Annotated in this window: 9 protein-coding genes, 7 tRNA genes and 1 pseudogene; 12 read left to right on the plus strand and 5 right to left on the minus strand. The window is 54.0% G+C overall.

All coding sequences use genetic code 11. The annotated features are described in order from the left end of the window. Positions 1-79 precede the first annotated feature (79 nt). The 4 genes and pseudogenes from chiQ to nagE all read right to left on the minus strand — a co-directional run bounded on the left by chiQ (position 80) and on the right by nagE (position 6,156). On the minus strand, positions 80-406 hold the full coding sequence (chiQ, locus tag AC1VYI_RS18300; protein ID WP_032668313.1) for a ChiQ/YbfN family lipoprotein: 327 nt from the start codon (positions 404-406) through the stop codon (positions 80-82). A 47-nt stretch (positions 407-453) separates the two neighbouring features. Beyond that, positions 454-1,851 (minus strand): annotated as a pseudogene (gene chiP / locus AC1VYI_RS18305) (chitoporin ChiP). Positions 1,852-2,297: 446 nt separating this feature from the next. After that, a complete protein-coding gene (glnS, locus tag AC1VYI_RS18310) occupies positions 2,298-3,965 on the minus strand; it encodes a glutamine--tRNA ligase (protein WP_023310767.1) in 1,668 nt (555 codons plus the stop codon). Between the two features lie 169 nt (positions 3,966-4,134). Beyond that, positions 4,135-6,156: an N-acetylglucosamine-specific PTS transporter subunit IIBC gene (gene nagE, locus AC1VYI_RS18315; RefSeq protein ID WP_071949254.1), complete on the minus strand. Its 2,022-nt coding sequence runs from the start codon at positions 6,154-6,156 to the stop codon at positions 4,135-4,137. A 328-nt stretch (positions 6,157-6,484) separates the two neighbouring features. On the opposite strand from nagE, the gene nagB reads away from it, so the two are divergent. The 12 genes from nagB to AC1VYI_RS18375 all read left to right on the plus strand — a co-directional run bounded on the left by nagB (position 6,485) and on the right by AC1VYI_RS18375 (position 13,351). Continuing rightward, positions 6,485-7,285 (plus strand): glucosamine-6-phosphate deaminase, encoded by an 801-nt coding sequence (gene nagB / locus AC1VYI_RS18320; RefSeq protein ID WP_023310765.1) that lies wholly within the window; start codon positions 6,485-6,487, stop codon positions 7,283-7,285. Between the two features lie 55 nt (positions 7,286-7,340). Next, complete coding sequence (nagA, locus tag AC1VYI_RS18325) at positions 7,341-8,489, plus strand: N-acetylglucosamine-6-phosphate deacetylase (protein WP_134866656.1); 1,149 nt, start codon at positions 7,341-7,343, stop codon at positions 8,487-8,489. Between the two features lie 8 nt (positions 8,490-8,497). Continuing rightward, positions 8,498-9,718, plus strand: a complete 1,221-nt coding sequence (gene nagC / locus AC1VYI_RS18330; RefSeq protein WP_021242995.1) for a DNA-binding transcriptional regulator NagC — start codon at positions 8,498-8,500, stop codon at positions 9,716-9,718. Between the two features lie 45 nt (positions 9,719-9,763). Then, positions 9,764-10,516, plus strand: coding sequence for a ribonucleotide monophosphatase NagD (gene nagD, locus AC1VYI_RS18335; RefSeq protein WP_023310763.1), 753 nt, complete (start codon positions 9,764-9,766; stop codon positions 10,514-10,516). 249 nt (positions 10,517-10,765) lie between these two features. Beyond that, complete coding sequence (asnB, locus tag AC1VYI_RS18340) at positions 10,766-12,430, plus strand: asparagine synthase B (protein WP_045402165.1); 1,665 nt, start codon at positions 10,766-10,768, stop codon at positions 12,428-12,430. Positions 12,431-12,656: 226 nt separating this feature from the next. After that, positions 12,657-12,733 (plus strand) — tRNA-Met (locus AC1VYI_RS18345). Positions 12,734-12,741: 8 nt separating this feature from the next. Then, positions 12,742-12,826: transfer RNA gene (locus AC1VYI_RS18350), tRNA-Leu, on the plus strand. 23 nt (positions 12,827-12,849) lie between these two features. Further along, positions 12,850-12,924 (plus strand) — tRNA-Gln (locus tag AC1VYI_RS18355). Between the two features lie 32 nt (positions 12,925-12,956). Beyond that, positions 12,957-13,031: transfer RNA gene (locus AC1VYI_RS18360), tRNA-Gln, on the plus strand. Between the two features lie 17 nt (positions 13,032-13,048). Further along, positions 13,049-13,125 (plus strand) — tRNA-Met (locus AC1VYI_RS18365). Positions 13,126-13,165: 40 nt separating this feature from the next. Then, positions 13,166-13,240 (plus strand) — tRNA-Gln (locus AC1VYI_RS18370). Positions 13,241-13,276: 36 nt separating this feature from the next. Further along, a tRNA-Gln gene (locus AC1VYI_RS18375) sits at positions 13,277-13,351 on the plus strand. A gap of 109 nt (positions 13,352-13,460) precedes the next feature. On the opposite strand, the gene ubiF is transcribed toward AC1VYI_RS18375, so the two are convergent. Then, complete coding sequence (gene ubiF / locus AC1VYI_RS18380; protein WP_047173422.1) at positions 13,461-14,636, minus strand: 3-demethoxyubiquinol 3-hydroxylase; 1,176 nt, start codon at positions 14,634-14,636, stop codon at positions 13,461-13,463. Positions 14,637-14,716 lie beyond the last annotated feature (80 nt).

Raw genomic sequence — 14,716 nt, forward strand, 5'->3', positions numbered from 1 at the left:
TGGCGCTGCGCTTGCCGGGCCTACGGGCTATGACACCTTTGTAGGCCCGGCAAGCGCAGCGCCACCGGGCGTAAAGCACTTATTTATTGTTATTGCGTATCTCGTTCCAGATCTTATCGCAACGCTTCGCCACTTCCTGATCGTTACCGGTTTTACGCGCCTGGATACAGGCCTGGTAATCCATCACGCGGACGTTCTCCTGCGTCGCGAACTGCTCATGCGCTTTCTCTTTCTTCAGCACGTTCAGCACGCTCTGACAGGCTTGAATTTTCTCCGGCGATCCTTCCGCAGTATTTATGCAGGCGCTATACGCCTCCTTCAGACGGGAGTCCTCTTTCGGCGCCTGATTCTGAGCACACGCCACCAGCCCTGATGCCAGCAACGCGACGATTACGATTTTTTTCATCATGTACAGTCTCCATACCGGCGGGACTCAGCCCGCCGGTGCGTTCATCAGAAGATGGTGAATGGGGCAATAACCATGAATTTCACGTCACGTTCATCCTGGAAGATGTTGCCGTAACCGCCCGCATAGCTCGGGATATCGGAGTGGTTGTCATACTGAGTGAAGTGAAGTTTGAACATCGTGCCTTTCGCGCGGCCATCCTGCAGGGTATAGATAGCATCGAGGCTGTAGGAAGACTCTTTCAGGCGATAGTTGGGATCGTAGTATGCGTCCGGCGTGGCCATATCGGCAGGTTTTGCGTCCCAGGCGTAAGCGTAAGAGGCACCCACGGCCCAGCCCGGCAGGTTCCAGTTTTTCAGGTCATACATTGCGCCAAAGAAGACCGCTTTCTCACCGTCGGCGTTGAAGTCAGAGCGGTTATCCCACCAGATATCAAGACGACCGTTGGAGGAGGCGTAGGTCGGGGTCATACGCTGCAGGAAGTAGCCCTGCTGCCCTTCCGCCTTCACCCATGTGCCTTCCAGACGCAAATCAACCTGACCAACCTTATAGCCGAAGGTTAACGCCTGCAGCCACGCGGTGCCGTCATAAATGTCGTTGACGCCACCGTTGCTGACCTTGTCGCGCGTACCGTAGAACTGGTAGCTGGTGCTCAGCGGGCTACCCGCGACATCAAATTTGTAGCTGGCCTTGGCAAAATATTGATCGACATAGCCTTGTGCCTGACCGAATGCCGCTTCAAGCACCAGATCGTTTTTGAAGTCGTACTTCGCGCCCAGCGAGTGCAGGTAATCGACTTTGGTTTTTTTATCGTTCTAGTAGAACTTGTCCATTTCAATGTGCCACGGCGCTTTGTACTCGTTGGTCCACATATAGGAGAAGCTCAACGCCCCCGCATCACCGTAGTCAAAATTCGCCCCGGCTTCTGCACCCTGATAGGTACCCGGCATAAAGCTCCAGTGCGGCGCTAACAGAGTCTGACCGGTTGGCTGAATATAACCACCGCGCGCCCAAACCGGACCGTATTTAAATTTTGCAGCGGCTTTATAAAGGCTGATACCGCTCTTATCCCCGGACCAGTCTTCTTTATAGGCTTTGTTGCTGGAGGAGAAGGCAATTTCGTTCGGGTGGGCGCTGTCACCGTTTTCCGCCATTTCAATCGCGGTAAACGCAGCAATATCCAGACCGAACATATCCGCGGCATAGCCTGACTGGAAGTCCAGGTTGGCGTTCCAGGTGGAGTGAGAAAGGTTGGTTTTGTATTTGTCTTCGGTGACGTCTTTACGGTCACGTTCACGCTGCCAGTAATAAATACCGCCCGTGAGGGTAGAATCGTCGATGAAGCCTGCCGCTTTCGCCTCTGGTGTCACCACCAGGCCCGACATTGCTGTCACACCGGCAATAGCCAGCGCCAGCGCACTACGTTTGCCACTGAACGTACGCATAGATTATTCCTCTTTGACGAATTAAAACGCCTGAAGCGGCGTAAATAAAAAAGACCAAATGGTCAGGGGTAGTTTTAAATACCCTCGAATTAACTACCGTCTTTAGGTTATTTTTCGCGACGCGAATTATCAATGCTTTTTAGCGGGCAAAAGTCAGGATTATGACGAAGTGCACATAATTGGTAGTGATTTGTAACATTTGCAGAGAGGCGAGCAATGGCGGGGAATTATCAGGTATTTCAGTGGCTAGACGTGGATTATCTTTCCTTTTTTATCACCTTTTTGTTTTTCGTAATGACACAAACTTTTTTTAAAAAAATAAGTAGCACCTCATTGACCTGATATTTTTATCACACCTTTTTAGGCCCTGTCTTAATACCCTGATCGTTAAATAAAAAAACGCCGCATGGTGCGGCGTTTGTCTCTCATTGACCAGACCAGCAATATTATTCGCCGATCTTCGTCCAGGTATCACGCAGGCCTACGGTACGGTTGAATACCGGTTTTTCCGCCGTGCTGTAACGGCTGTCCAGGCAGAAGTAACCTTCACGTTCGAACTGGAACGCTTTGCCCGCTTCAGCGGCTTTCAGAGAAGGCTCCGCATAACCCTGCTTGATCACCAGAGATTCCGGGTTGATGGTCGCCAGGAAGTCTTCCGCAGCACCAGGGTTAGGCACGCTGAACAGGCGATCGTACAGGCGAATTTCTACCGGCAGCGCGTGGGAAGCGCTCACCCAGTGAATAACGCCCTTCACCTTGCGGCCGTCTGCAGGATCTTTGCTCAACGTTTCAGCGTCATAAGAACAGAAGATGGTGGTGATATTCCCTTCTGCATCTTTCTCTACGCGCTCGGCTTTGATGACGTAGGCGTTACGCAGACGCACTTCTTTACCCAGCACCAGACGCTTGTACTGCTTGTTGGCTTCTTCGCGGAAGTCAGCGCGGTCAATCCAGATCTCGCCGCTGAACGGCACATCACGGCTTCCCATTTCCGGTTTGTTCGGATGGTTAGGCATGGAGACCAGCTCGCTTTCACCCTGCGGATAGTTTTCGATAACCAGCTTCACCGGATCGATAACCGCCATCGCGCGCGGAGCGTTTTCGTTGAGATCTTCGCGAATGCAGGATTCCAGGGAAGCCATCTCAATGGTGTTGTCCTGCTTGGTCACGCCGATACGCTTGCAGAACTCACGAATAGAGGCGGCAGTGTATCCACGACGACGCAGACCCGAGATGGTTGGCATACGTGGGTCATCCCAGCCCTCAACGTGCTTGTCGGTCACCAGCAGGTTCAGCTTACGCTTGGACATCACGGTGTATTCCAGATTCAGACGAGAGAACTCGTACTGGCGCGGATGCACAGGAATGGTGATGTTATCCAGAACCCAGTCGTACAGACGACGGTTGTCCTGGAACTCCAGCGTACACAGAGAGTGCGTAATGCCTTCCAGCGCATCGCTGATGCAGTGGGTAAAGTCGTACATCGGATAGATGCACCACTTGTTGCCGGTCTGATGGTGTTCCGCAAACTTAATGCGGTACAGCACCGGATCGCGCATCACGATGAACGGAGACGCCATGTCGATTTTGGCACGCAGGCACGCTTTGCCTTCTTCGAAGCCGCCGGCACGCATTTTTTCAAACAGCGCCAGGTTCTCTTCCACGCTGCGATCGCGGAACGGGCTGTTTTTGCCCGGCGCGGTCAGCGTACCGCGATATTCACGGATTTCATCAGCAGACAGTTCGTCAACATACGCCAGCCCCTTGTTGATCAGTTCAACCGCGTAGGCGTACAGCTGATCAAAATAGTCAGAGGAGTAGCAGATATCGCCAGACCAGTTGAAGCCCAGCCATTGCACGTCATTCTTGATGGACTCAACGTATTCGATGTCTTCTTTTACTGGGTTGGTGTCATCGAAACGCAGGTTGCACTGTCCCTGGTAGTCTTGCGCAATGCCAAAGTTCAGGCAGATGGACTTCGCATGCCCGATATGCAGGTAGCCGTTCGGCTCCGGCGGGAAGCGGGTATGAACTGTGGTGTGCTTACCACTGGCCAGATCTTCATCGATGATCTGACGAATAAAGTTACTCGGGCGGGCTTCTGCCTCACTCATCGTGGATTCCTCAAAGCGTAAACAACGTATAACGGCATATGATCTTATAAGCCGGACGTAGTGACAACCCTTAAAACGTCTCTGAAGAAAATAATGGGGGCTTTTGCTGCAAAAAAAAGCGGCGGAGGATATCCCCCGCCGCTTAAGGCATGACTCTACTCAGGAGCGATTACTTGCCTTTAATCTCATACAGCGGCGTTTGCCCCGCAACAACCTGACCTTTCGCCTGAATGACCAGGCCACTGAAGTCGTCGATGTTGCTGCAAACGACCGGACTTATCATGGAGCGCGCGTTGGCGTTCAGGAAGTCCAGATCCATTTCCAGAATCGGCTGCCCGGCCACCACTTCAGCGCCCTCTTCCACCAGGCGAGTAAAGCCCTGACCGTTCAGCGCGACGGTATCGATACCCATATGGACAACGATCTCCGCGCCATTTTCGGTTTCGAGGCAGAACGCGTGGTTGGTGTTGAAGATTTTCACGATGGTACCGGCCGCCGGAGACACAACGATTTTTTCCGTTGGTTTCACCGCCACACCGTCACCCACCGCTTTGCTGGCGAAGGCTTCATCAGGCACCTGCTCAATCGCAACCACTTCACCTGTTACCGGTGAAACCAGCGCGGCGACCGTTTTCGCGTTAGGTACCGCCTGCGGTTTTGCAGCCGCTGGCGCGGCGGCAGGGGCGGCAGAAGCTTCTGCTGCGGCTACCGGACCGGTGGTTTTCATGGCGTTAGCAATTTTCTCTGCCACGAAGCCAACGATAATTTGCACGCTGGTTTTGTTCAGGCGAATAACACCGGAAGCACCAAGACGTTTAGCCAGCGCTTCGTTCACCAGGGAAGAGTCTTTGACGTTCAGACGCAGACGAGTGATACAGGCGTCGATACCGGTCAGGTTGTCAGAACCGCCGACAGCGGCGATATACTGACGCGCCAGGCCTGAAACGTCCTGATCCTGAGCACCGCTCACGTTCACATCCTGACCATCCGCTTCGCTACCGGCCACGGCCAGTTCACGACCCGGGGTCATCAGGTTGAATTTGGTGATAGTGAAACGGAACACCATGTAGTAGATCGCGAAGAACACCAGACCTTGCGGGATCAGCATCCACCAGTGGGTCGCCAGCGGGTTACGGGACGACAGCACCATATCCACCAGACCGGCGCTGAAGCCGAAACCGGCAATCCAGTGCATGCTGGCAGCGATGAACACGGAGATACCGGTCAGCACGGCGTGGATCACATACAGAACCGGCGCCACGAACATGAAGGAGAACTCCAGCGGCTCGGTGATACCGGTGAAGAAGGCCGCGAACGCCCCCGCCATCATGATACCCAGCACTTTCGCTTTGTTCTCTGGACGCGCGCAGTGGTAGATAGCCAGCGCAGCACCCGGCAGACCAAACATCATGATCGGGAAGAAGCCCGCCTGGTAACGACCGGTGATACCGACAACCGCTTTACCTGCTTCGATGGACTGTGCGCCACCCAGGAAGTTAGGGATATCGTTAATACCGGCAACGTCGAACCAGAATACGGAGTTCAGCGCGTGGTGCAGACCGACCGGGATCAGCAGACGGTTGAAGAACGCGTACACGCCCGCACCGACAGAACCCAGTTTCTGGATGTGCTCACCGAAGTTCACCAGGCCGTCGAAGATCATCGGCCAGACGTACATCATGATGAACGCGACAACGATCATCACAAACGAGGTCAGGATAGGAACCAGGCGGCGACCGCTAAAGAAGGAGAGCGCTTTCGGCAGCTCTACGCTGCTGAAGCGGTTATACAGTTCGGCGGAGATGATACCCACAAGGATACCGACAAACTGGTTGCTGATCTTACCGAACGCCGCCGGAACCTGGTCCGCCGGAATTTTTTGGATCATGGCCACCGCTGCAGGCGAGCAGAGGGTGGTTAACACGAGGAAACCGACAAAACCGGTCAGCGCAGCGGCGCCGTCTTTGTCTTTGGACATACCGTAAGCCACACCAATCGCGAACAACACGGACATGTTGTCGATAATGGCGGAACCCGACTTGATAAAGAACGCCGCCAGCGCGCTGGTATTACCCCAGCCGTTGGGGTCGATCCAGTAGCCGACACCCATCAGGATGGCTGCGGCAGGCAGCGTGGCGACCGGCACCATAAGCGCGCGGCCAACCTTTTGTAAATAACCTAGAATACTCACTTTCTTCCCCCTATGAGACCCCGTTTAAGGCATGTTCTCAGCTCTGTTTTTTATTGTGTCACGAACTATAGATACAGTTGATGCTTCACTGGCATTGTGAGTGTGTGAAAAATTAATTCGTATCGCAAATTAAACGCGTACTTTTTGTGATTTTTGTCACCAAATATCGTTATTTACCCTCCCTTATACTGGCTAACAGCGAAAACTTATTTTATCATTCAAAAAATCAAGACGGATTGATCCGGCCTGAAAGTTTCCAGGTTACGCTTAAGTATCAGGTTCCGATAGCCATCCGCCCACTCTTCTACTTTAACTCTTGAGGTGAACAATGAGACTGATTCCCCTGGCAACTGCTGAACAAGTCGGTAAATGGGCCGCTCGCCATATCGTTAACCGCATTAACGCCTTTAAACCGACCGCAGATCGTCCTTTCGTTCTTGGACTTCCGACAGGCGGCACGCCGCTGACCGCCTATAAGGCGCTGGTTGAGATGCATAAAGCAGGCCAGGTTAGCTTCAAACATGTTGTAACCTTCAATATGGATGAATACGTTGGCTTACCGAAAGACCACCCGGAAAGCTACCATAGCTTTATGCACCGCAATTTCTTTGATCACGTTGATATTCCATCTGAAAATATTAACCTGCTGAATGGAAACGCGCCTGATATTGACGCAGAATGCCGTCAGTATGAAGAAAAAATCCGTTCTTACGGTAAGATCCACCTGTTCATGGGTGGCGTGGGCAACGATGGTCATATCGCGTTCAACGAACCGGCGTCATCTCTGGCTTCCCGCACCCGTATTAAAACGCTGACCCATGACACGCGCGTGGCAAACTCCCGCTTCTTTGACGGCGATGTTAACCAGGTTCCAAAATACGCCCTGACCGTTGGCGTAGGCACCCTGCTGGATGCCGAAGAAGTGATGATTCTGGTGCTGGGCGGCGTGAAAGCGCAAGCGCTCCAGGCTGCCGTTGAAGGCAACGTAAACCATATGTGGACCATCAGCTGCCTGCAGCTGCATCCGAAATCAGTCATCGTCTGTGACGAACCGTCCACGATGGAGCTGAAGGTTAAAACGCTGAAATACTTCAACGAGTTAGAAGCTGAGAACATCAAAGGTCTGTAATTGAATAACCGCCTCTTCACCAAGAGGCGGCCGCTTTTTTTAACCGGGGGTCGTTATGTACGCTTTAACCCACGGTCGGATTTATACCGGCCATGAAATTCTGGATGACCATGCGATTGTTATCGCTGATGGCCTGATTGAACGTGTTTGCCCGCTGGCAGAACTGCCGCCGGAGATTGAACAGCGCTCACTCAATGGAGCAGTAATCTCCCCCGGTTTCATCGACGTACAGCTCAACGGCTGCGGCGGTGTGCAATTCAATGACACCGCGGATGCTGTGACGGTCGAAACGCTGGAGATCATGCAGAAAGCCAACGAGAAATCGGGCTGCACCAGCTATTTGCCAACGCTCATCACCAGCAGTGATGACCTCATGAAGCAGGGTATCCGCGTGATGCGCGAATACCTGGCCAAATACCCTAACCAGGCGCTGGGTCTGCACCTTGAAGGGCCATGGCTGAATATGGTCAAGAAAGGAACGCATAACCCGAATTACGTGCGTAAACCTGATGCGGAGCTGGTTGACTACATGTGTGCGAACGCCGATGTGATCGTCAAAGTGACGCTGGCGCCTGAAATGACGGGTACGGATGTCATCAGCAAACTGGCTGGTGCCGGGATTATCGTTTCAGCAGGTCACTCAAACGCGACGCTGAAAGAAGCGAAAGCCGGTTTCCGCGCGGGGATTACCTTCGCAACGCACCTATACAACGCCATGCCGTATATCACAGGCCGTGAACCGGGTCTGGTCGGGGCGATTCTGGATGAGCCAGACGTCTACTGCGGCATTATTGCTGACGGCATGCATGTCGATTACACCAACATCCGCAACGCTAAGCGGCTGAAAGGTGACAAGCTTTGTCTGGTGACGGATGCCACCGCACCGGCAGGTGCAAATATTGAGCAGTTCATTTTTGCCGGTAAAACAATATACTACCGCAATGGACTGTGTGTGGATGAAAACGGTACGCTGAGCGGTTCCTCTTTGACCATGATTGAAGGGGTGCGTAACCTGGTTGAACATTGCGGGATTGCGCTTGATGAAGTCCTGCGTATGGCAACCCTTTATCCGGCTCGCGCAATGGGCGTGGATAAACAGCTTGGCGGAATTGCACCAGGTATGGTTGCAAACCTGACGGCATTCACACACGATTATAAAATTATTAAGACCATCGTTAATGGTAACGAGGTCGTCACTGAGTAAGTAAAAGTATGACACCTGGCGGACAAGCTCAAATCGGTAATGTCGATCTCGTTAAACAACTTAACAGTGCGGCGGTATACCGCCTGATTGACCAGCACGGACCAATCTCGCGAATTCAGATAGCCGAACAAAGCCAGCTTGCTCCCGCCAGCGTGACAAAAATTACCCGCCAGCTCATTGAGCGCGGTCTGATCAAAGAAGTCGATCAGCAGGCCTCCACCGGGGGCCGCCGCGCCATCTCCATTATCACCGAAACCCGCAATTTTCAGGCCATTGGCGTCCGTCTGGGCCGTCATGACACCACGCTCACGCTGTACGATCTGAGCAGTAAAGCCATTGCGGAAGAGCACTACCCTCTTCCGGAGCGCACCCAGGAGACGCTGGAGCATGCGCTGCTGAATACCATCGCGCAGTTTATTGAAAGCTGTCAGCGCAAGATCCGCGAACTCATCGCCATCTCCGTGATTCTGCCCGGCCTGGTCGACCCGGAAAGCGGCGTGATCCGCTATATGCCGCACATTCAGGTTGAAAACTGGGGGCTGGTCGACGCGCTGGAAAAGCGTTTTAAAGTGACCTGCTTTGTGGGCCACGACATTCGCTCGCTGGCGCTGGCAGAGCACTACTTTGGTGCGAGCCAGGACTGCGAAGACTCTATTCTGGTGCGCGTTCACCGCGGAACGGGCGCCGGTATTATCTCTAACGGCCGTATTTTTATTGGTCGCAACGGTAACGTCGGCGAGATTGGCCACATTCAGGTTGAGCCCCTCGGGGAGCGCTGCCACTGCGGCAACTTCGGCTGTCTTGAAACGATTGCCGCCAACACGGCCATTGAGCAGCGCGTTCGCCATCTCCTTGAACAGGGTTACCAAAGCCGCGTCACGCTGGACGATTGCAAAATTGGCACCATCTGCAAAGCCGCCAATAAGGGTGACGCGCTGGCCTGCGAAGTGATCGAGCAGGTAGGCCGTCATCTGGGGAAAACCATCGCCATCGCCATTAACCTGTTTAACCCACAAAAAGTGGTGATCGCCGGTGAAATTGTGGAGGCGGAAAAGGTGCTGCTCCCCGCCATTGAAGGCTGTATTAACACCCAGGCGCTGAAAGCATTCCGCCAGAACCTCCCGGTGGTTCGTTCAAAGCTTGACCATCGCTCGGCGATCGGCGCGTTCGCGCTGGTCAAACGCGCCATGCTCAACGGAATTCTGCTGCAGCATTTGCTGGAAAGTTGATCGGACCTTATAGTAACGCCTTCTTTTTTTGATGTCGGACTGTCCATGACCATTAAGAATGTAATTTGTGATATCGACGGCGTGCTGATGCACGACAACGTTGCCGTGCCGGGTGCTGCGGAGTTTCTACACCGCATCATCGACAAAGGAATGCCTCTGGTTCTGCTCACGAACTACCCTTCCCAAACCGGTCAGGATCTGGCTAACCGCTTTGCCACGGCGGGCGTCGACGTTCCGGACAGCGTGTTTTATACCTCGGCAATGGCCACGGCGGACTTTCTTAAGCGTCAGGAAGGGAAAAAAGCCTACGTGGTGGGTGAAGGTGCACTGATACACGAGCTGTACAAAGCTGGCTTTACCATCACTGACGTGAACCCGGACTTTGTGATTGTCGGCGAAACGCGCTCCTTTAACTGGGAGATGATGCATAAGGCAGCATACTTTGTCGCCAGCGGCGCGCGCTTTATCGCTACCAACCCGGATACGCACGGCCGTGGTTTTTATCCGGCCTGCGGCGCGCTGTGCGCCGGTATCGAAAAAATCTCAGGTCGTCAGCCGTTTGTGGTCGGTAAACCGAGCCCGTGGATCATTCGTGCCGCGCTCAACAAGATGCAGGCCCACTCTGAAGAAACCGTTATTGTCGGCGACAACCTGCGCACCGATATTCTGGCCGGATTTCAGGCGGGTCTGGAGACGATTCTGGTCCTCTCCGGCGTCTCTCAACTTGATGACATTGATTCGATGCCGTTCCGGCCAAGCTGGATTTACCCCTCCGTCGATGAAATCGACATCATCTGATACCGCACCACGCCACAGGGCGTGGTTTTTCATTTATAGCCTACACAAACAGAACACCATCTAACAAAAAACACGTTTTATTGCACAATCATCAATAAAAGAATCCATGACGTACTCTTTTTTCACTATTCCGCAATCACTATTGCACTATTTCCGTTTTCACCCGTAAAACGCTTGCGCGCCCTGCCCCTTTGCGGCATTTTCATAAGCAAGCAACATTACAAAGCAACAGGGTTAACGGAGAAGGTTATGTGTTCAATTTTTGGCGTACTGGATATTAAAACTGACGCGGGCGAACTGCGTAAAAAGGCACTCGAACTGTCCCGCCTGATGCGCCACCGCGGTCCGGACTGGTCAGGCGTTTACGCCAGTGACAAAGCGATTCTGGCTCACGAACGTCTGTCTATTGTTGACGTCAACGCCGGTGCACAGCCGCTGTATAACGAGAAAAAAACGCACGCGCTGGCTGTCAACGGTGAAATCTACAACCACCAGGTGCTGCGCGCCGAATACGGCGACCGCTACGCGTTCCAGACCGGTTCTGACTGTGAAGTGATCCTGGCGCTGTATCAGGAGAAAGGGCCCGAGTTCCTGGACGACCTGCAGGGCATGTTTGCCTTCGCCCTGTACGACAGCGAAAAAGACGCTTACCTCATTGGCCGTGACCATATCGGCATTATCCCGCTGTACATGGGTCACGATGAGCACGGCAACTTCTACGTCGCCTCTGAAATGAAAGCCCTGGTGCCGGTATGCCGCACCATTAAAGAGTTCCCGGCGGGCAGCTATCTGTGGAGCAAAGACGGCGAGATCCGCTCCTATTACCAGCGCGACTGGTTCGACTATGATGCGGTGAAAGACAACGTCACGGACAAAGCCGAGCTGCGTCAGGCCCTGGAAGATTCCGTGAAAAGCCACCTGATGTCCGACGTGCCGTACGGCGTGCTGCTCTCCGGCGGTCTGGACTCCTCCGTGATCTCCGCGATCACCAAGAAATTCGCGGCCCGTCGCGTGGAAGATCAGGAGCGCTCAGAAGCCTGGTGGCCACAGCTGCACTCTTTTGCCGTTGGCCTGGAAGGCGCACCTGACCTGAAAGCCGCGCAGGAAGTGGCGAACCACCTCGGCACCGTGCACCATGAGATTCACTTCACCGTGCAGGAAGGTCTGGATGCGATCCGCGATGTGATCTATCACATTGAAACCTATGACGTAACCACTATCCGCGCCTCAACGCCGATGTACCTGATGTCGCGTAAGATCAAAGCGATGGGCATCAAGATGGTGCTCTCCGGTGAAGGGTCTGACGAAGTGTTTGGCGGCTACCTGTACTTCCACAAGGCGCCAAACGCCAAAGAGCTGCACGAAGAGACCGTGCGCAAGCTGCAGGCGCTGCACATGTTCGACTGTGCGCGTGCCAACAAAGCGATGTCGGCCTGGGGCGTGGAAGCGCGCGTGCCGTTCCTCGATAAGAAATTCCTCGACGTGGCGATGCGCATCAACCCGCAGGACAAGATGTGCGGCAACGGTAAAATGGAAAAACATATCCTGCGTGAATGTTTTGAATCCTACCTGCCGGCGAGCGTGGCATGGCGTCAGAAAGAGCAGTTCTCTGATGGCGTAGGCTATAGCTGGATCGACACCCTGAAAGAGGTCGCGGCGAAACAGGTTTCTGACCAACAGCTGGAAACCGCGAGCTTCCGCTTCCCGTACAACACGCCGGGCTCGAAAGAGGCCTATCTGTATCGTGAAATTTTTGAAGAGCTGTTCCCGGTACCGAGCGCCGCGGAGTGCGTACCGGGTGGCCCGTCCGTCGCCTGCTCTTCTGCCAAAGCGATTGAATGGGATGAATCTTTCAAATCCATGAACGATCCGTCAGGACGCGCGGTAGGCGTTCATCAGTCAGCCTACAAATAATCACTCAGATCGCAATCAGGCCCCTCATGGGCCTGATTTTTTTGCCTCACATTTCACCGCCTAAATCTGATTAATAACCAATAATTGCTGAATATTCGGCCACGCTGTTCGCAACCTAACCAAACAGTCACATTCCGGCTATTTTCGTTGAAAAAGGTGTTGACGCTGCAAGGGTCTATACGCATAATGCGCCCCGCAACGCCGATAAGGTAACGCGAAAAAAGATGGCTACGTAGCTCAGTTGGTTAGAGCACATCACTCATAATGATGGGGTCACAGGTTCGAATCCCGTCGTAGCCACCATCTTTTTTGCGGGAGTGGCGAAATTGGTAGACGCACCAGATTTAGGTTCTGGCGCCGCAAGGTGTGCGAGTTCAAGTCTCGCCTCCCGCACCATTCCCGGGTAAGCGTTGCACGGATGGGGTATCGCCAAGCGGTAAGGCACCGGTTTTTGATACCGGCATTCCCTGGTTCGAATCCAGGTACCCCAGCCATATTTCTTCGATTTTGCGGTTCTCCGCGGTATTGGGGTATCGCCAAGCGGTAAGGCACCGGTTTTTGATACCGGCATTCCCTGGTTCGAATCCAGGTACCCCAGCCATCGAAGATTGCAGTACTGGCTACGTAGCTCAGTTGGTTAGAGCACATCACTCATAATGATGGGGTCACAGGTTCGAATCCCGTCGTAGCCACCAAATTAAGATTATCGATTTTTCGGTAATCAAGACAAATTGTTGGGGTATCGCCAAGCGGTAAGGCACCGGATTCTGATTCCGGCATTCCGAGGTTCGAATCCTCGTACCCCAGCCAATTTAAAAAGTCGTTAAGCAGTTTGTTTAACGCAATTGGGGTGTCGCCAAGCGGTAAGGCTCTGGTTTCTGATACCAGCATTCCGGGGTTCGAATCCCTGCACCCCAGCCACTTAAGTAACAAAAAAGCCCGCTCTGCGGGCTTTTTTGTTTTTGTTGTTAGTATTGTGCGGCCTGATGCCCTCACCCTGCCCCTCTCCCACGGGGAGAGGGAATGAAAACTAAAGTCCTAAGGCGTATTTCAGCGCCTGACGCTTCAAACCACCTGCACGCTCCGCTGCCATCAATCCAATATTACGCAGAATGCGCACCGGGGCTAAGTCATTGCTGAACCCGGCATAGAACAGATCCATCCCCGACTGCATAATAAAGTTATCCGCCATGCGTCGCGTCTGGTAACGCTTCAGAATCTGATGGCTGGCCCAGTTTTCCGCGTGCCCGCGGGCGCTGCTCAGCACATCCAGTAACGCATCGACATCACGGTACCCCAGATTCACGCCCTGCCCGGCCAGCGGATGAATGGTGTGCGCTGCATCGCCCACCAGCGCCAGCCCTTCACGGGCATACTGCAAAGCATGGCGCCGCGTGAGGGGAAACGCCCCGGCAGCCACCGGCGTAACGTTGCCCAGACGGCTCGGAAAATGCAGGCGAATTTCCCGCTGCAATTGTTCCATTGAAAGCCCCTGCAGCTGGCGAATGCGTGCCGGTTTGTCGTACCAGACCAGCGATGCCCAGTTATCAAACAGCGGTAAAAACGCATGCGGGCCATTCGGCGTAAAGTGCTGCCACGTGCTTTCTCCCGGCGCATTCTCGCACTCGACGGTAATCAGCATGCAGGACTGCTCATACTGCCAGGCATGAACGCCAATTCCCGCCATCTGTCTGACCTGCGAGTTAGCGCCGTCCGCTCCGACGACAAGCTTAACGGCCAGTTCATCGCCGCTGTCGAGCGTCAGCGAATACCCGCTCTCCTGAGGATGCAGAGCCTTAATCGACGCCGGAACGCGCAGCGTCACCTTCGGGTGCGCCTCCAGCGCCTGCCAGAGCGCCTGCTGAAGCACGTTGTTTTCCACCATATAACCCAGGCGCGGCAGCTTTAGCTCAGCGGCATCAAACGCGACGTGGGCATTTTCCCACTCCCAGGTTTCAAGACGGCTATAGGGGTGCGCGCGCATCGCCAGCACCGCCTCCCAGACGCCCAGCCCGCGCAGCAGATCGACGGACGCCGCGCTGATAGCGGAAATGCGCACATCCGGTTTGCTGGCGGGATCGAAGGCCGGCGGTGCAGCCTGTTCGATTACCGTTACCTCAAATCCCTGCTGCGCCAGCCCCAGCGCCAGCGCGCCGCCGACCATACCGCCGCCGACAACGGCAACTTCGGTGTGTAGGAGTGTCATGGTCAATTTTCCTTATTGGAGAATCCCTTAAGTTTACCGGATTTTTGCGGTCCTGAGACACATAACCTTCATACTGGTCA

The organism is Enterobacter sp. QK-SA4 (assembly GCF_056856775.1).